At 40.6% G+C, this 18,621-nt stretch carries 14 protein-coding genes; 11 read left to right on the forward strand and 3 right to left on the reverse strand.

Going from position 1 to position 18,621, the window contains the following annotated elements:
- Nucleotides 1-426: 426 nt before the first annotated feature.
- Together OQZ33_RS08855 and OQZ33_RS08860 are read left to right on the forward strand one after the other, a co-directional pair.
- Complete coding sequence (locus OQZ33_RS08855; protein ID WP_265798682.1) at nucleotides 427-1,260, forward strand: MBL fold metallo-hydrolase; 834 nt, start codon at nucleotides 427-429, stop codon at nucleotides 1,258-1,260.
- 74 nt (nucleotides 1,261-1,334) lie between these two features.
- A complete protein-coding gene (locus OQZ33_RS08860; RefSeq protein WP_265798683.1) occupies nucleotides 1,335-1,589 on the forward strand; it encodes a hypothetical protein in 255 nt (84 codons plus the stop codon).
- Between the two features lie 117 nt (nucleotides 1,590-1,706).
- Here OQZ33_RS08860 and OQZ33_RS08865 read toward each other — a convergent pair whose 3' ends face one another.
- Nucleotides 1,707-2,309, reverse strand: coding sequence for a DUF4142 domain-containing protein (locus OQZ33_RS08865; RefSeq protein WP_265798684.1), 603 nt, complete (start codon nucleotides 2,307-2,309; stop codon nucleotides 1,707-1,709).
- A gap of 281 nt (nucleotides 2,310-2,590) precedes the next feature.
- Between OQZ33_RS08865 and OQZ33_RS08870 the strand changes: the two genes are divergently transcribed.
- Nucleotides 2,591-2,803, forward strand: coding sequence for a hypothetical protein (locus OQZ33_RS08870; protein ID WP_056848860.1), 213 nt, complete (start codon nucleotides 2,591-2,593; stop codon nucleotides 2,801-2,803).
- Between the two features lie 188 nt (nucleotides 2,804-2,991).
- A complete protein-coding gene (locus tag OQZ33_RS08875) occupies nucleotides 2,992-3,612 on the forward strand; it encodes an alpha-ketoglutarate-dependent dioxygenase AlkB (RefSeq protein ID WP_265798685.1) in 621 nt (206 codons plus the stop codon).
- 172 nt (nucleotides 3,613-3,784) lie between these two features.
- Here OQZ33_RS08875 and OQZ33_RS08880 read toward each other — a convergent pair whose 3' ends face one another.
- Entirely contained in the window at nucleotides 3,785-4,501 is a 717-nt protein-coding gene (locus tag OQZ33_RS08880; RefSeq protein ID WP_265798686.1) for a class I SAM-dependent methyltransferase, read from the reverse strand.
- A gap of 109 nt (nucleotides 4,502-4,610) precedes the next feature.
- On the reverse strand, nucleotides 4,611-5,324 hold the full coding sequence (locus OQZ33_RS08885) for a DUF3891 family protein (RefSeq protein ID WP_265798687.1): 714 nt from the start codon (nucleotides 5,322-5,324) through the stop codon (nucleotides 4,611-4,613).
- Nucleotides 5,325-5,639: 315 nt separating this feature from the next.
- Between OQZ33_RS08885 and OQZ33_RS08890 the strand changes: the two genes are divergently transcribed.
- The 7 genes from OQZ33_RS08890 (at nucleotide 5,640) to OQZ33_RS08920 (ending at nucleotide 18,500) form a co-directional block, all read left to right on the forward strand.
- On the forward strand, nucleotides 5,640-6,995 hold the full coding sequence (locus tag OQZ33_RS08890; protein WP_265798689.1) for an alpha-amylase family glycosyl hydrolase: 1,356 nt from the start codon (nucleotides 5,640-5,642) through the stop codon (nucleotides 6,993-6,995).
- A complete protein-coding gene (locus OQZ33_RS08895) occupies nucleotides 6,908-8,182 on the forward strand; it encodes an AI-2E family transporter (RefSeq protein ID WP_265798690.1) in 1,275 nt (424 codons plus the stop codon). Before OQZ33_RS08890 ends, OQZ33_RS08895 begins: the two co-directional genes overlap by 88 nt.
- A gap of 182 nt (nucleotides 8,183-8,364) precedes the next feature.
- The gene (locus OQZ33_RS08900; protein ID WP_265798691.1) at nucleotides 8,365-8,988 is read left to right on the forward strand and encodes a class I SAM-dependent methyltransferase; all 624 of its coding nucleotides are present in this window, start codon (nucleotides 8,365-8,367) and stop codon (nucleotides 8,986-8,988) included.
- Between the two features lie 247 nt (nucleotides 8,989-9,235).
- On the forward strand, nucleotides 9,236-12,154 hold the full coding sequence (locus OQZ33_RS08905; protein WP_265798693.1) for a triple tyrosine motif-containing protein: 2,919 nt from the start codon (nucleotides 9,236-9,238) through the stop codon (nucleotides 12,152-12,154).
- A 397-nt stretch (nucleotides 12,155-12,551) separates the two neighbouring features.
- Nucleotides 12,552-13,436, forward strand: a complete 885-nt coding sequence (locus tag OQZ33_RS08910) for a polysaccharide lyase (RefSeq protein ID WP_265798694.1) — start codon at nucleotides 12,552-12,554, stop codon at nucleotides 13,434-13,436.
- 383 nt (nucleotides 13,437-13,819) lie between these two features.
- Complete coding sequence (locus OQZ33_RS08915) at nucleotides 13,820-16,960, forward strand: SusC/RagA family TonB-linked outer membrane protein (RefSeq protein WP_265798695.1); 3,141 nt, start codon at nucleotides 13,820-13,822, stop codon at nucleotides 16,958-16,960.
- Between the two features lie 10 nt (nucleotides 16,961-16,970).
- A complete protein-coding gene (locus tag OQZ33_RS08920; protein WP_265798696.1) occupies nucleotides 16,971-18,500 on the forward strand; it encodes a RagB/SusD family nutrient uptake outer membrane protein in 1,530 nt (509 codons plus the stop codon).
- Nucleotides 18,501-18,621: the final 121 nt, after the last annotated feature.

Consider the following 18,621-nt stretch of genomic DNA (forward strand, 5'->3'; position numbering starts at 1 on the left):
ATTTGAAATTGAATATTGGTATGAAAAAATTAGAGGAAGAGATGGTAAAACTTTTATTTTTTTCATAGCTAAAAACTCTTAGTTGTTAGTTGAAAAACATGCCCTAAGAAGCAAAAGTTTTGTAAATATTCGTTTCAATATATCTTCAGCAAGCTTATTGTTAATCAACTCTTTTCTACAAAGGTCTATCATCGTTGGCTTTCTACATACTTAAGCGGTGAGATTTGAAATGTACATGTCTGATCTACATAATCGCTTTTTCGCTGCTATAAAAAATCGATGTTGCCACAAAATGATAAAACCATCATTTAAAATTCTTGGTTTTTTAGAAGAGGACTAATGTAAACCGTTTGAGAAAAGCTGATCGAAGTCTAAAATATTACTGAAAGTCTTTCAGTAAACGTGAAATTGAAAAATCGAAAGCTTATGGAAAAAATATCTCAAAGTGAGGATAATCATTTTATCCCAATGACTTCATCATCCAGCTATGATGATGGAGTAATTTCTGGTGATGTATACTATTACACCAATCAAATTGTGAATATTGCTATGGTGGGCAAACCTGGTGAATCGTGGTTTCTAGTTGATGCTGGAATGCCAACTTCGGGAAAAGAGATTCTCAAAGTTGCAACAGAAAGATTTGGAGAACGAAAACCTGACTTTATTTTGCTCACTCATGGTCATTTTGATCATGTCGGAGGTCTTGTTGAACTTCTTGAAAATTGGCAAGTTCCAGTCTATGCACATCAGGCAGAGTTTCCTTTTCTAAATGGCACACAAGATTATCCTGAACCAGATGACACTGTTGAAGGTGGGCTTCTGGCAAAAATTTCTTCACTATATCCGCATAAGGCTATAAATATCGCCCCTTATCTAGAGGTTCTGCCTGAAAACCAGACCTTGCCAGGATTTGAAGATTGGAGCTGGATACATACGCCAGGACATTCGCCCGGGCATATTTCCATTTTCAGGCCAATAGATCGTGTACTGATTAGCGGTGACGCTATTGTAACCGTGAGGCCAGATTCACTCTATAAAGTTCTCTTCCAGATTAAAGAAGTTAACGGCCCGCCACGGTATTTGACTACTGATTGGGATGCTGCCCATCAATCGGTGAAAACGTTAGCCAGCCTTGATCCGGAGTTTCTACTTACCGGACATGGCCAGGTGATGGAAGGTGAAGAAATGAGATCGCAATTAAAAGATTTAGCCGAAAACTTTCACGAAAAAGCGGTACCGAAACATGGGAGATTTAGCTAAGATAGCGTCTGCCATTTAATTATGATGGATACTAATCAAAAATCAATGTGAAATATTAAAAGGACATCAAAGACATGAAACTTACAGATACGTTAATTAAGGTAATTAATAAGGCCTATCCGGAAAATGAATTTATTGAAACAAACTTCGGTAGTTATGATCTTTCGCTGAAAACAGACGATGACGGCAGAGCAATTATGATTTTCATTGGTAAGAAGGATGCAAATGGAAAAATCAGAGGCGAGCGCTACGCCAGAAGGCTTAAATTCGGATCGAATGGTGAGGTTATTAAAGACCATTGGGAGCATAAAGGCCCTGCCACTCCTTAATAGAAACGGACGCGGCGCAATTGAATGGTTGCGCAGCGTCCATTAGAATACAATAAAAAAAGTTATAAAAGGGCATTAGCTGATAAGCATTAGGATCACTGTATAAAATAAGCTAACTCACTTAATATTTCTTCCCAGCTCATCTAGCAGTTCTTTCTCCTTTTTTAATCTCGGTAACTCGTCTTTTACAAAAGCTTTTACCCTTTGTTGTCTTGCGTTATAGGCATCCTCATAAGCTTCAATGTTTTTATTCAACTCAACTGATAATTGTTTATAAAATGGTCTGTCGAATGCTATACCTACCTGCCGAGATAACCAACGAAGTGAATCAACTTGTTCGATCCGCAATGCCTCATTTAAAAGCACTTTATTTTTATTGCAAAAACCCTCCAAGTTTTTTTTATAAAATCTGGTGCGTTCACGTGCTTTTTTTGCATATGTTTTAATTTCTTCACTGCTTCCGGAAGACAAAGCCGCAGTAAGTAAACTATCCTGAACAACTAGAGATTGGCTCGCTGCTTTCAAATATCCTGCTGCATCTTCCTCCATATTTGTTTCGAATGTTTCAACCCCTCCAACGTGATCTTTAACAGCAGTATCATTTCCAACGCTGTCTTTTTCCATTGATGAACGTTTGTCGGCTATATTGCAGCCCAAGCCAAGGTTGGCTAGTGCTATAATGGTAATTGTATTTCTCCACTTAAATGTTCTTTTAATCATAATATTATATTTTATCTTCTTGAAAACATCGCTCTTTAATTGTTTGTTGATTCTACCTGTGATAGGAGAGAAAAACACGTACATTTTGAAGCTAAGCAGGTAGTTAACTTCTGTTTAGAAAAGATTGAGACTAATGAGATCTAATTCCGTTCAAATGAAGTAGCTCGACAAATGATGGTCCTAAAAATTCAAATCGCGATTGATTTGGTTTGGAAGTAATTAACCTGAGGTGATCAAAACCAATTCATGCCAAATATGTTGTCTTTCATATTAGCTATGTTATGCAATCGTATAGTTTCAACATCAATACCTACAAAGTTGAGGTAAATCAGTTTAATAATGAATACCATGTCAGTCTTGATGGGGTTCATGCAGGTGTGATATTTCCCGAAAAACTTGAAGAACCGCCATTTACAATCTGGAAAACCAGTGATCTTATTCCTGAAGATTTGGTCCAAAAAATAGGTGCAGCGATTGAGCAAGAACAGCGCTAATTTCAATGGAAGTCTAGTTAGCCGTTAATTGGTTGGTTTTTGTAGGGAAACGTTCGGAATGTAAATGAAAAGATTTAACCATCTTTTATCTTAATACGCTACTTTAGTTTAACTCCATTACGTACTGAAATCCAGTTTTTTATTTCCCTCATTATCAACGTTTAGATCTTATATTTTAATTTAAAAAAATGGAAACGCTTATACCAGGTTTGTTCTTGTATCCAGATTTTATTGATCTAGCAAAAGAAACAAAATTATTTAATGAAATTGATGGTCAGTCATGGATAGTTGATTATCAAAGAAGGCTTCAATATTATGGCTTTAGAAATGAACTGGAGGCACCCTACAATCTGGTGAACTATCCGATCGCTATTCCTCAGGAAATAGATCAACTGGCGCAGGAAATTGTTGAAAAGCATATTTTAGATCATCAGCCTGATCAGGTAATAATCAACGAATACCTTCCTGGTCAAGGCATTAAATCACATAAAGACCGGGCTTATTATGAGAATCAAATTTGCGGGATCAACCTCGGAAGTGGATGTGTGATGAAATTTACTAATACCAGCACTTTTGAAGTTATCGACGTGGTGATTCCCAGGCGATCTTTATATGTGATGCAGGATGATGCCCGCAAAAAATGGAGTCATGCAATTCCGCCAAGAAAAAAAGATATGATCGATGGAAATATAGTTCATAGAGATAGGAGAGTTTCGATCACTTATCGAAAAGTGAAACCATCCAAGGTGCAGCCACTCGATCCAAACGGAAAAGTTGCCCAAATGTTAGCCGAAAACTTAGGTGTTTAAATGATGTTGTGACACGAACTTAGCGTTCACTGTAAGCCTTTCGCCATGGTTTTTTTTTGGTTATAGAGAATGTTGCTTAAGCTTTAGGATAACGGCAAAAAGCATTAATTGAGCTGCTACAGATTTACAATTTCCTTATGACACATAGTACGGACATTGGATAAAGGAAATTTTATTCTACTGTTTTTTCAAATAGTAGGAAATGCTGTAAGGGGAGAAATTTGCCGTTCTTAACCAGCTTAAATCCACTGGCTTCGAGCTCTTTTTTCACTTGCTTTACACTCATTTTGTGCTCTGGTTTGATTGCTACCTGTGGGTTTTCTGCTTTATACTCTAATAGCAGCAGCTGACCATTAGGTTTAAGCGCTTTGCTTATCGCTGCGAGGTATGCTGCAGGGTTTTCTAATTCATGATAAACATCTACCATAAATGCCAGGTCAATTGAATTGGCTGGTAAATTGGGTGAGGTATCTGAGCCTTTGATCACTTCCACGTTTTTAACACCATCGTCGAATGCTTTTTTCTTAAGGTGATTAATTGCATCATTTTGGATTTCGACTGCATATACTTTAGCCTTCGGAATACGTGTAGCAATCCGGAAAGTATAAAATCCAGATCCTGCACCAATATCAGCAACAACGGTGTTGCTCTTTAGTGGCATCGACGCCAAAGCCAGATTAGTGTTTTCTTCCGCTGTCCGGCTGTTTCTTTCCAACCATTCTACGCCTTCGAAGCTCATTACCTGGGCAATCTCGCGGCCCATATATACCTTGCCTGTACCATTTGCAGATGGTTTTTTGAAAGTGTAAGGCGATTGTTGTTGCTGTGCAACGGCCGTTTGAAGCAATAACACCAAGAAAACGGGAAAGACAAAATTTGATATTTTCATAGTAATGAAGTATAATTTATGTGAAATTATCTATTTCTAAAACGATGTCATGAGGTTATAAAATCGACTAAACAAATGTACATTTCTTTTTTGGTGATGTTTTTTATCTCTACGAACGGGAAAAGATCAAATTATGATTTTCAACGGCGGAAGTTTTGAGTTTTGACCTAAACTCCTCATCACTTTTAAACCTGAGCTGCGTTATTGTTCTGGTTTCATAGCTGACTGAAAATTGATCTGTTTCAAAAGGCCATGGCTCAACAATGAGTGATTCTTCTTTTTGAAAGAGGAAATAGGGAAGTCCGTTAGGTCCGGTACTGATTTCTACCTTGCGGCCTTCAGGCGGGATTTGCGACTGACAGATCAATAAGGAAAGGGCATCTGAAAATTCCAAAAGAGCGTAAGCCAGGTCAATTGATTTTTTTGTAACTTCTGTATCCTTAAGCCATCGGGGTTCGTGCTTTTTTAGATTTGTTATAAAACTTTTGGCTAATGGATCGCTCCCGTGGGTAAAAGAAATGTGTCTGGCGATTAATAGCGCAATAACCCGGCTTTTGGTCAATGCCATGTCCATCAATCTCGTCGAACTGTCCAGGTCAAATCTGGTACTCTTAAAATTGATCGGTGCTCCATTCTCATCAATAAGCGGACTGCGTTCGAATTCATTGTAAACGTCATCATGTTCAGCTGTTGCGATTAAGGTCTCAACCCATTTTTCGGGCTGATCCGTAACTTTCCATCGAGCGCAAATCTGCCCGGCGAGCAATCCGTGTGAACGCTGGGTAACGATGTGCCAGCTTTTTTCATCATATTGTACAATCATGATTATTGACCTTTTCTTTCGGGTCCAAAAGATCAACAGAATTTAATTCAATAGGTTTTATCAATGTTTTGACCAGCAGTACGAGACTAAATTTATAAAAAGACAGACTTAATATCCCCATTCTAAAATCGATTGCTGTTTATCCTGATAGATGATCCCCACCATAAAAGTTATCTGGTAGTTTCTAATTCCAAAGGCCGATGCGGCACCATTTTGTATCTAAAGCAAAATTCTGGTTACGCTTACTAATTTTGCGCTTCGGAAGATACTTTATGTCACCCTCCTTGCTACCTTTAAAGTCTAGAAGTTTTGCAAATGAAAAACAACCTTTCAATATTATCTCTTTTAGCAGGCTGGTTTTTGATGCTACCTGTGATCGCTCATGCTCAAAATAAAGGCTATCCTGCTCAATACGGTCAGCCGTTTACGGGCGTTCCCGATACCAGGGATGTGATGCTTTATCAGGTAAACACTCGGGTCTTCAGTAAAACAGGTGATTTTGCAGGCGTAACTCAAAGATTGAACTCGATTAAAGAGCTTGGTATTAATGTGATCTACTTAATGCCCATTTATCCAGTAGGTAAACTCAAAGGCGCAAATTCTCCTTACGCAACAATGAATTATGATGAGGTAGGAAAAGAATTTGGTACGCTGAACGATTTACGAAAGCTGGTGGATGAGGCGCATAAAAGAAATATTGCCGTAATGCTTGATATTGTGGCTAATCATACTTCGTGGGACCATCCCTGGATAAACAAACCGGGTTATTATCTGCGTGATAGTTTGGGTGAAATCAAATACCCAGAAACATGGCGGGATGTTGCCCAATTAGATTTTCGCAACCAAGAATTGAGGTTGTCACTGATTCATTCCATGAAGTCTTGGGTATATAAAGCAAATATCGACGGCTTTCGTTGTGATTATGCTGATGGTCCTCCACTTGATTTCTGGAAACAGGTAAATGATAGTTTGAAGACCATTAAAACCCATAATCTTTTGATGTTGGCCGAGGGCAGTAGTCCCAGATATTTTACTGCTGGTTTTGACTACTTTTTTGGTTTCAATTATTTCAAGAATCTGAAAAGTATCTTTAGCAATAATAAATCTGTAAAGTCGATTGATACGTTAAATAATAGTGACTATAAAGGTGCAAAGAGTGGCCAGGCAGTGGTTCGATACTTAACAAATCACGATGTAAACGGATCAGATGGCACGCCGCTTGAGCTTTTCGGTGGCAAAAAAGGTTCTGCTGCCGCCTTCGTTGTTACCGCCTACATGAAAGGCGTTCCAATGATTTATAACGGACAGGAGATAGGAACGCCATTCAGGCTTACCTTTCCTTTTACGGAAAAATCAATCGACTGGTCTCTCGAAGAAACTAACCGGGATGTGCTGGCGGAGTATAAGAAAATAGTTGGTTTCCGAAACAAAAGTAAGGCTGTACGGAGGGGTGTTATGGTTTCATACAGTAGCGATGATGTTTGCGTTTTTACCAAAACCCTCGAAAAGGAAACTGTACTTGTATTAGCTAATTTGAGAAATAAACCTGTTGCTTACAGTCTTCCAGATAAGCTTGCGGGCAATTGGAAAAACATCTGGGATGGTTCAAAAACCAACCTGACGAAAGTAATCAGGCTGGAACCTTTTCAATACTTAATTCTTCAAAAATAGAAATCATCAAGTTTGATATTGCCTTACTCATAAATTTAAGCCACCTTTTTTATAATATCCTTCGTCTCACTAAACTTTTGCGTCAGCGTATTGTTTGTTGGCATATGGAAAAACTTAGCCTCTCTGTAAATACGCTGTTTCTTTTTGTGCTGGCCTTTGGCGGACTGTATTTTGCCGCTCCATTCTTGATTCCGGTAACACTGGCTGCAGTGTTGTCGATGGTTTTCATTAGGCTATCCAACTTCTTTGAACGCAAGGGGGCTTCGAGGGCCTTTGCTTCTTTTGCGTGTATATTGCTGTTCGTTCTTGCCATGGGGCTGATCATTGCGCTGTTGTCCATCCAACTTGGAAGTCTTGCTGATCATCTCGACGGGATGGAGAAGCGAATAGTTGGGATGTTGGAGTCGTTAAAGTCCTGGATCAATGAAACGATTGGGATCAAAAAAGCGGAGCAGCAAAAGGCCATTGAGCAAGGTACTAAGGGTAAATCAGGTGGGTTAATCTTATCTTTTGCTTCTGGTTTGATGGGCGTTCTGATCAACACCGTTCTTGTGCTGGTTTATATGTTTCTTTTTCTTTCCATGCGTGGCCACATCAAAAAGTTTTTGCTGAAGCTGGTTCCAAAAAAGGAAAACGAGGATACAACTGAAGTCATTCACCAGGCAGGGAAGGTGTCGCAGAAATATCTTAGTGGTCTGGCTGCCATGATCGGTGTATTATGGATCATGTATGGAATAGGTTTTAGCATTGTTGGGGTGGAAAGCGCCATTTTTTTTGCTGTCCTTTGCGGCCTTCTCGAAGTGATCCCATTTATTGGAAATCTAACCGGTACCGGTTTGACTGTGCTCGCCGTTGTAGCCCAGGGTGGAGATGGAAAGATGATTATTGGTGTTTTAATTACCTATTTTCTTGTGCAATTTTTGCAAAGTTATATCCTGGAACCCGTTATTGTTGGTGAGCAAGTTAACATTAACCCACTTTTTACCATTATGGCGATTGTGCTAGGTGAGTTGGTGTGGGGCGTCGCGGGAATGATTTTGGCAGTGCCGTTATTGGGGATGGCTAAAATCATTTGCGATCACTATCCGCATTTGCAGCCCTATGGTTTTCTTATTGGTCCCGAAAATCCCAGAAAACCAAAAACCTCCGTTTTGGATTATTTTAAAAAGGTGTTTGCTAAAAATTGATTTTAAGGATTTAAGAAGCTCTCGTTGTACTAGCTTCCCTGTTGCGTTCCAGATTATTCATCCATCAGTTTTATAAATAATTTTTCCGCTTTGATAATCTTCCTCTTGGTATTGCTTTAAGCTTCAAAAGCATTTTTCATTATATGATGAGCAGAGTTTACGCAAATGTTATCTTTGCGAAAATGAAAAAATCAGGAAAGGAAAATCTTCAGGAAATTTACGGTAACATCGACATTTATCTTTTCGATCAACTCCTGAAAGGGACTTATGATCATTGTGAGAAAATACTGGATGCGGGCTGCGGTGAGGGTCGCAATCTGGTGAATTTTCTTCGAAGTGGTTTCGAGGTTTTTGGGGTTGATCAGCAGCCCGAAGCGATTCAGCAAGTTGAGGAACTTGCCCACATTTATGCTGCGAAACCTTTATCCGGTCATTTTCAGGTGGCCAATATTACTTCGCTTCCCTTTCCAGATGCAGATTTTGACCTTGTTATTAGCAGTGCGGTTCTTCATTTTGCGGAAAACATGGAACATTTTGAAGCCATGCTTAACGAGATGTGGCGGGTATTAAAACCAGGCGGATATTTATTCTGCCGGCTCGCCTCTGATATTGGAATTGAATCAAGTGTCCACTTTATTGGCAACGGACGTTATATTCTCCCGGATGAGTCTGAGCGATTTTTAGTTAATCAGGAAATGCTTATCCGTTTAACCAGAAAGATGGGAGGTGAGCTGCATGAGCCCATAAAAACCACAAATGTTCAAAACCTTCGCAGTATGACCACCTGGTGTGTACAAAAACAATAGAATCACTTTTCATCTCCGATATTTAAGAACAAGGCTCTAGTGCTGCAGCTAATCTAGTTTTGCGAGTTATCAATCGCTAACTTAACGGTAGGATAACCTGTTGATGGAATGAACCGCCCGAGACCATGATTTTTTAGTTGTCGGATAGCGGTGAACTGCTATACGATATCATTTGCTGGAGCTATTTCCCAAAGTTGCAGGATGTGGAAATATATTTATATTATTGCATAAATCATTCCCTAACCAAATGATAAAAACGCTGATATTCCTGCTTGCTCTTTTCGTCGCCGGTAATTCCATGGCGCAGGAATTGCTGGGCACACCCAAAATCGTCAATTATACAAATGAAGTGTATAAGGGAGGAATTCAGAATTGGGATGTGAAACAAGATCGGGGCGGCATTCTTTACTTTGGAAACAATGAAGGATTGCTGACCTTTGATGGCAGATACTGGAATCTGCATCGTTTGCCTAATTTTACCGCTGTACGATCTCTAGGGATTGATTCCAGAAGGAGGATTTATGTAGGCGGCCAGGATGAATTTGGTTATTTTTTTCCTGATGCGCAAGGAATTCTCCGCTATCATTCGCTTTTATATTTACTGCCAGAGGACTTGAGGAAACTAGCGGACATCTGGGATATTTCAATCGTAAAGGATGAAGTTTTTTTTCGTTCAAACAATGCTGTGCTGCACTACAAGAATGATGTGATCAAATATTACAAAACCGCTACCACCTGGCTTCACCTTGGAGAAGTGAACGGAAAGGTTTTTGCTCAGGTGAGAGAAAAAGGGCTGCTCCTGTTTGACCAAGGTATCTGGACTCCCTATTGTGCAGACACTGTACTAAAGCAAGCCAGCATTACCTCTATCATGCCATTTGGAAAGGATTCTATTCTCATATCTACATTGAAAAGAGGATTGTTTATCATTTCAAAAGGAAAGCTAACCTCATTTGAAACTGAGTTTGATCCTGTACTGTTCAATGACAGGATTTTTTTTGCTAGCCAAATCAGTTCAGGTCAATACGCAATTGGTACCACTTCGGGAGGAATTTACATCATGAATAGGGAAGGTCAGGTGGTTCAAAAATACAATTATCGGGAAGGTTTACAGAATAACAATGTCCGGGGTATTTTGCTAGACAAGCATAAAAATGTGTGGCTCGCCCTTGATGATGGAATTTCATATATAGCCATTAACAGTGCGATCAAGAATATCTTTCCGGATAGAACTAAGCAGATCACCAGTTATGCTTTCCGGAAGCACAATCAATCTATTTACATCGGTACATCTAACGGACTTTACCGTTCCGCAATCACTGGCAATTCTGCTGATATAAGCTATTCTGTTTCTAACTTTCAGGAAGTGAAAAACACCAAAGGCCAGGTTTGGGGACTCAATGAATTCAACAACCAATTGCTTATGGCCCATGAAGAAGGGACATTTCTGATCAATAATAATGTAGCGGTGCCCATGTTTAGTTTGCCAGGCACGTGGATGTTCGAGTCTCTTGAAAACATCTTTCCCGTTACAGATGTGATTGCCGGAACTTATACCGGACTTCAAAAACTTGCCTATAGCAATGGAAGATTTGGCAATATGGGCAAGGTTGAAGGCATCAAAGAGACCCTTAGGTTCATCGTTGCAGATAACAATAATCCTGACTTAATTTGGGCTTCGCATCCATACCATGGCGTTTATAGAATTTTGCTGAAGCCTGATCATAAAAGCATTTTAAATGTTAAAATGTTTACTGATGTAGATGGGCTACCTTTCAAACTCTACAACTACGTTTATCGGATCAAGAATAGGGTAGTGGTCGCAACCACTAAAGGAGTTTATGAGTTCGATTCAAACAAAAATCGGTTTGTCCGTGTCAGCTTGTTTGGAAAGTTGTTGGATGATACACCGATTCAGTATCTGAAAGAAGATAACGACGGAAATGTTTGGTTTGTAAGTAATAAAAGGGTTGGGGTTATTGATTTTAGCAGACCTTCTGGTAAAAGTAATTTCAGCATTTTTTACATGCCTGAACTTGATGGGAAAGTGGTGGGAGGATTTGAATCAATCTATGCCCTGGATGATAAAAATATTTTTATTGGGGCAAATAAGGGAGCTTATCATATTAATTACAGCAAATATATACGGAATATAACCAGACCAAATATTGTGCTCGGAGCTGTAAAGCTACAAGGCAAAAGCGATAGCCTGGTTTTTGGGGGATACTTTGTAAAGAACAATGCGATTACCGAGCGGCAGGACGTCTCTCATATTCCAAGCTTTAACAATGAGCTAAACTCAATTCATTTTGAGTTTTCATCTACACTTTTTGAACAGGATAAGAATTTAACTTTCAGCTATCAGTTGGTTGGTTTCGATGATCATTGGTCAGTCTGGAGCGATAAGAGCGAAAAAGACTACACCAACCTCCCGGCCGGGTGCTATACTTTCAATGTCAAGGCAAGGTCTCATATCAATAACGAATCGAAGGTTTTGAGTTATGTTTTTGAGGTTAAGCATGCCTGGTACGATACCTGGTGGATGAAAATAATATACATCTTGTTAACTGCGCTTGCGATTAAAGTGTTGATCAAATGGCAGAAAGCAAAACATCAGAAGGCCCAGCATCGCATGAGTTATCTGCATCAGCTTGAGCTTGATCGAAATGAGAAAGAAATTATCAGACTGCAGAATGAGAAATTGGAAGCCGAAGTGAATTACAAGAACAAGGAGCTTTCTACCATGACCATGCACTTGCTGCAACGTGGAAAAGTTTTGGCCAAAATCAAGGAAGTTATCTCGGCAGTTGTTAAAAACCATGATATTACCGATAGTAGCACCAGCTTTCGGCATCTCATCCGGCTGATCAAAGATGTAGAGCGAAAGGATCAGGAACTCGATCATTTAAGTGTGCATTTCAGCCATGTGAATACCGACTTTTTCAATAAGTTAAAATCCAGATATCCTGAACTCAGTCAAAATGACTTAAAATTCTGTGCTTATTTATCAATGAACCTTTCTACAAAAGAAATGGCCCAGCTGATGAATGTTACCATCAAAGCGGTGGAAGTGGGCCGGTACAGACTTAGAAAAAAGTTGCAGCTTAAGCCTGAAACTAATCTCTACGAATTTTTAAATGAAATTTCCAAAACAAAAATGATCTAAATCGCCTCTTCAAAATCAACTTTAATTTGTATCAACCAAGTTAGAATTACGCTTGATTTGATGCTATCCCTTTCATTATGCGGTGCTGTCCGATTGGTTCGTCAGATTAATTTCTATACTGAAGGATAAGCTTATCATGAAATTGATTATTAATTAGAATTGGCATTATTAACAGGTTGTTAATGCTATTATTTCAAACGATTGAAACGTTAAGAAAAGTATCTTTTTGTAGTATTTTAATTAGGCTATTGTATTCTTTATCTGTCTTGTTGGTAAATTTAAGAAAAGCAACTATCAATCATTTAGAAAACAGACAGTCCTATCATTTCCCTCAGTACAGCCTCCAGGAGATTGTCTGAGCAGCTTAACAAATCAGTTCATTTCTAACCAAATTCTTATGAGTTCAAAAATCAATTTATTATTGGCGGGCATTGCCATGCCATTATTTTTAAGCATCTTCTCTGGCTGTTCTAAGGAGGAACAAAGTCAAAATCAGTTCTCTACCGCTACTGAAGAGAAAGTTAGTTTGGAGAAAACCATGGCAACAGCTGCCGCCCAGGCCTATCCCAGTAATATTAATACGCAGTTTAGTCGAGCCGATGGTCCGTATAGTTCCAGTGCCGCAAGTGCGGATTTTGGTGGGGCAACACTTTCTGGCTGGAATCAGGATCGTGCCTACATTTCAAGTGGCTGGGCCAGGGCTACGCTGGCCCCTAATGCAGTCTCCAATGGCTTGATTGCCGGTGCAGATATATCCGATGGATCAGCATATGAGGCTAATTTTAAAGTCCGTTTTCATTCTCAGTTCGACTGGAGCCGTGGAGGTAAAGTGGGCTTTGGGTTTCTGATTGGCGAGGGCAACACTGGTTGTGATATTGCTACCGATGGCGATGGAGGAAGTCTGCGATTGATGTGGTACAATAACGGAAGCCGAGTTTACTTTCAACCATATGTGTACCATAGAGATATGGCCGGTCCTTGTGGAGATACCTTTGGAAAAAGTTATCCTTCGAGCGGAAGCCTGGTAAAAGGTCAGAGTTATAATGTTCATCTCTACGTGAAGGCTAACACCGGATCTAGTACAAACGGTTGGGTGCAGGTGCGAATCAACGGAACCGCTGTCCTCGATCAGGCCATTCGGTGGACCACCAATGATGCGCAAAGGCTGATCAAGCGCCTTTCCTTGCATAATTTCCGTGGTGGAAAGGATGTGGCCGTATGGGGAAGCAGTCAAACCAGTTACATCTATTTCGATGACCTGGTGGTAAATAAAATTCAGTAAACTGGCGCTTCAAAGCGTGAAGCTTTAACCAGTCGTAAGCATAACTGCAACAGTCCCGGGCATGGATATTCCTGCCCGGTCTTTATTCCTTTTTACCTAATTAGACATCCGCTGAACTTCTTAAAGCATGACTTTACTTCTAATACATAAAACTCAGAGTATGTTTTTTCAAGTACCTGTTTATCAGTTTTTTGTATTGTATGTGTAGGGTCAATGTAGGGGCGGTTTCTAATTTTTTGTCATTTGAGGAAGCCTTTGTATGGTTGCTGTAGTAGTGCTGAATTGTGCGATTTTCATTTACCGCTTTAGATTTGATTCCATCATCCGGCAACCAAATCCGGATGTATATAACTAACCAAATATTAATTTAAAATTGATTTTCTATGAGAAGAAGATTTACATTCGTATTCTTCATTTACTGTCTCTTGGCATTTCCCTTTGTACTTTATGCTCAGGATATTGCCGTTACAGGAAAGATCACCGACCAAAAGGACGGTAGCCCATTACCGGGCGTAACAATTAAGCTTAATGGATCTTCCAGGGCAGCATCTACCGATCCTAATGGTGTGTTCACTATTCAGGCGCCTGTTGGTGGAACGCTTACGATCAGCCTAATCGGTATGAACACTCAAACGGTTACTATACCTTCGGGAGGGAAGGTTAATGTATCATTAACAACCAATTCTCAGGATCTGACTGACGTTGTCGTGATCGGTTACGGCGTGCAAAAGAAAAGTGTGGTAACTGGTGCGATCTCAAGTGTTCGTGCTGCGGATTTGGAGAATCAACCAACAACCACCAGGATTGAGCAAGCGCTTCAGGGTCGTACTTCTGGTTTGACTATTGCTGCACAATCTGGCCAGCCTGGCTCGGCATCAACTGTTCGGCTCCGTGGATTTACTTCCTTTGGAGGTAAAAATGATCCATTGTGGGTAATTGACGGGGTTGTGGTAGACAATGGTGGTATTGGTTACCTCAACCAAGCTGATATCGAGTCGATTGAGGTGCTTAAAGATGCGGCTTCTGCAGCTATCTATGGCGCCAGAGCTGCTTCAGGTGTGATCATCGTGACTACCAAAAAAGGAAAACAGGGTAAAATTGAAATGAGCTACAATGGCTATTACGGACAGGCCAAGGCAGCAAAGAAACTCGACCTCCTAAACGCCACGGAATATGCAACTTTGAGAAATGAAGCATATACCAATGATTATGTTTCAGGAACATTTACTTTGCCTTTCGCCAATCCAGCGGCATTTGGCGAAGGTACCGATTGGCAATCCATGGTATTCAATGACAATGCAGGCAGACAAAACCACGAATTCTCCATCAGTGGGGGCGGTGAGAAATCTACCTTTTATCTTTCAGCAGGTTATTTCAAGATTGATGGGATTGTAGCAAAGGACGTCTCAAAATTCAACAGGGCAAATATCAGGATCAATTCTACACATAAACCCTATAAATGGTTGACTATTGGAGAAAATCTTGGTTACAGTCATGCCATTACTAATTCTGTGGGGAATACCAATAGTGAGTTCGGTGGACCATTGAGTTCTGCAATCAATTTAGATCCCATCACTCCCGCCATCATCACTGATCCGGCTGTTGCCGGAGCTGCTCCCTACAGTACCCAACCGGTATTTCGCGATCAGTTTGGAAATCCTTATGGTATTTCCACAAGAGTGGCGCAGGAGATTACCAATCCACTTGGAGACATTCGAAGAAGAATCGGTAATTACTCGTGGGACCATAACATTGTGGGAAATGCTTTCCTGGAAGCGGAACCGATTAAAGGACTTCGTTTTCGTTCCACTTTGGGTTCAAAACTGGCTTTTTATGGCAGCGATGGATTCAATCCCATTTATTACTTAAACTCTTCTACAACTAATACCAGAACGCAGTTTTCACGTAACATCAATTACGTAATTACCTATAACCTGGAAAATACGTTGTCTTACACCCGCTCTTTTGGCAATCACAATCTAAGCTTACTAGTTGGTCAGGGTTCCTATAGCGACGGGTTCAGTAGAAGTGTAAGTACGACCTTTTTCGATGTTCCTGCCCAGGATTTTTATTCTGCCTCGATGAGATTCAAACCTGTTGCTACAAACAGAACTTCCGACGGCAGTGAGGGCACTGATCATAAAGTATTCTCGCTTTTCTCCCGGTTGACTTATGATTATAAGGAAAAGTATCTGTTTTCGGCATTAATCAGAAGAGATGGTTCATCACGCTTCGGTGCCAATAATAAATACGGTTATTTCCCTTCAGGACAGATTGGTTGGGTGCCAACCAAAGAAGACTTTTTTCCTCAAAACAAGGTGGTTAACTTTTTAAAACTTCGTGCCAGTTACGGAGTAACCGGTAATGATGGAATTGGAGATTTCGCTTATGTGCCTTTAGTGGGAAGTGGCAGAAACTACACTTTCGGTAATGAGAACATCGTGAATATCGGTTACAGTCCTGCGGCTTCCGCGAATCCAGATTTAAAGTGGGAAGAAACCCGTCAAACCAATATAGGTATCGACGCCACATTGTTCGAAAATGTTAATCTGGTTTTGGATTGGTATAAAAAGAAAACAGTAGGTATCCTCCAGAATCCACCTGTACCGGGCTACATCGGAAGCGGAAGTCCGGCGGCCAACATTGCAGATATGTCCAATTCTGGATTTGAGTTCGAGCTTGGCTATCGCAAGAAGTTCGGAGAGATCAACTTCGGCATCAGTGGCAACGGATCATTCCTGAAAAACCGAATTGATAAATTGAGTCCTGGTATCAACTTCATTGATGATTCTCAGGCCACTTTCCAGACACTGGGAAACATTACCCGTACACAGATCGGTCATTCGTACAATGAGTTTTTTGGCTATGTAAATCAGGGAATTTTCCAGAGCCAGGCAGAAATTAATGCTTACCGTGGTCCAAATGGAACAGTGTTACAACCTTTGGCAAAACCGGGTGATGTAAAGTTTGCAAATTTAAATAACGATGAAGCGATTGATGTGAACGATAGAGACTTTATCGGAAATGGTCTTCCAAAATTCACCTATGGAATCACGCTGAATCTGGGATTCAGAAACTGGGACCTGATCGCTTTCGGTAGCGGCGTGGCTGGCAACATGATCTTTCAGGGACTTAGACGCCTGGATATACCAAACGCGAATTATCAGACTTCAAGGCTGGATCGTTGGACACCAACCAATTCGTCAGCAACCCAACCAAGGTTAACAGATGCAGATCCGAATAAAAACCTGACCAAATTTTCTTCCCTGTATCTCGAAAAAGGAGATTATTTCAGGCTGAGGACTTTTCAGATCGGATATACTTTGCCTAAATCCATAGTCAGTAAAGTAGGCCTGCAAAAATTCAGAGTCTATGTTTTATCTGAGAACCTGTTTACCGCCACAAAATACACGGGCTACGATCCGGAACTGGGCTCAAATAACAGTGGTAATGCTTTCAGCATCGACAGAGGTCTATATCCTCAGGCCCGCTCTTTTGTATTTGGTATCAACGCTAATTTTTAAGGAAATGAAAATGAAAAATAAATTGACTTATGCCATCATCATTGCCGCCGGTTTAGCGACAGTGGCTGGCTGTAAAAAATATCTCGAAATCAATCCGCAGGAACGTATTCTGTTGGATAACTATTATAAAACCCCGCAAGAGGCAAAAGCCGCACTTATTGCCATTTATGACCGTTTTGGTTTTCAGGCAGGTGGTTTATATGATAAAATTGCGATTATGGATGCTGCTTCTGATGATCAGATCGCCGGTGGTGGAGGTCCTTCAGACATCAATGATCTGCAAGTAGTAAATAATTTTACCCTTAGTGCCACCGTAGGCCCGCAGGGATATCTATGGAATAAAGGCTACGCTGGCATATTCCGGGCAAATGTTTTTCTATCAAAAGTGGGAGATATCAGCATGGATGCAACCACTAAGGCCAATTATATCTCCGAAGCTAAAACTTTAAGGGCCATCTTTTATTTTGATCTGGTTCGTTTTTTCAAGAACATTCCCTTACTCACCGCGGCGGTTGATCCGAAGGAAATTTATAATGTAACACAGGCTGCCCCGGCTGATGTTTATGCACTTATTGAAAAAGATCTCACTGAGGCAATTCCGGGACTTCCTAACACCGTGGTGGCTAGAACAGATGGAGGCCGCATTACAAAAGGTGCAGCACAAGCTATTTTGGGGAAAGTTTATTTATGGCAGGGAAAAAATGCGCAGGCGGCCGAGCAGCTTGCCCTTGTGAATGGAACTACACCTGGACAAGCCAATTCGGTTTATGGATATAGGTTGTTAAGCAATTATGGTGACCTGTTTAAGGTGGCCAATAAATTCAATGCCGAATCCATCCTGGAAATTGTTCACTCTAATTCTTCTAATGGAGGTTGGAATGATGCGGGTGCTTCTGAAGGGAATCTACTCAACATCATCACCGGACCACGTGGTTATAAACCAGGTCCTGGCGCTCCGGATTATTATTCGGGATATAGTTTTCTGCTTTTCACCAAAGAATTTTTTGATTTTATTCATTTTGATCCGCGAAATAAAGCTACTGTAGCCAATTTAGACAGCTTGCAGCGAAATGGAATCGCCACCTACGAAGCGGGCTATCAGAACACCGGTTATTTTCTCGAAAAAACAATCGGAAGAGTAGCCGATAAAGCGCCAACCGGACAAACTGAGCTTAATTTCCCACAGAATGCTTATGAAATTCGTCTTGCAGATACCTATCTTCTTGAAGCCGAGGCATTGCTAGCCAGTAACGCAGCAGTAGGAACGGGGAGCAGGGCGTACCAACTGCTTAATGCGGTTCGTGCCCGGGTAGGATTAAACCCTGTTGCCGTTACGCTTGATAACATCATCAGAGAAAGAAGGGCTGAACTGGCAGGCGAAGGCCATCGTTTTCTCGATCTGGTTCGTTGGGGTAAGGCGGCGAGTTTGTTGGCTTATAAAGGCTTCAAAGCCGGAAGAAATGAAATTTTTCCAATTCCGCAGGCAGAATTGGCCAATACCAAACTGGAGCAGAATAAAGAGTACGGGGGTACAAAATAAGTTGGTTAGTACTATTGTTTAATTGTTAGCAAGAGAGGGGGCGATCCTCTTTCCTGTTTTTTAATCTATGATCCGATATGACGAGACGAAAACCCTTAATTTTTTTAGTATTTTTTTTGCT

Source organism: Pedobacter sp. MC2016-05 (assembly GCF_026239735.1).
GTDB lineage: Bacteria > Bacteroidota > Bacteroidia > Sphingobacteriales > Sphingobacteriaceae > Pedobacter.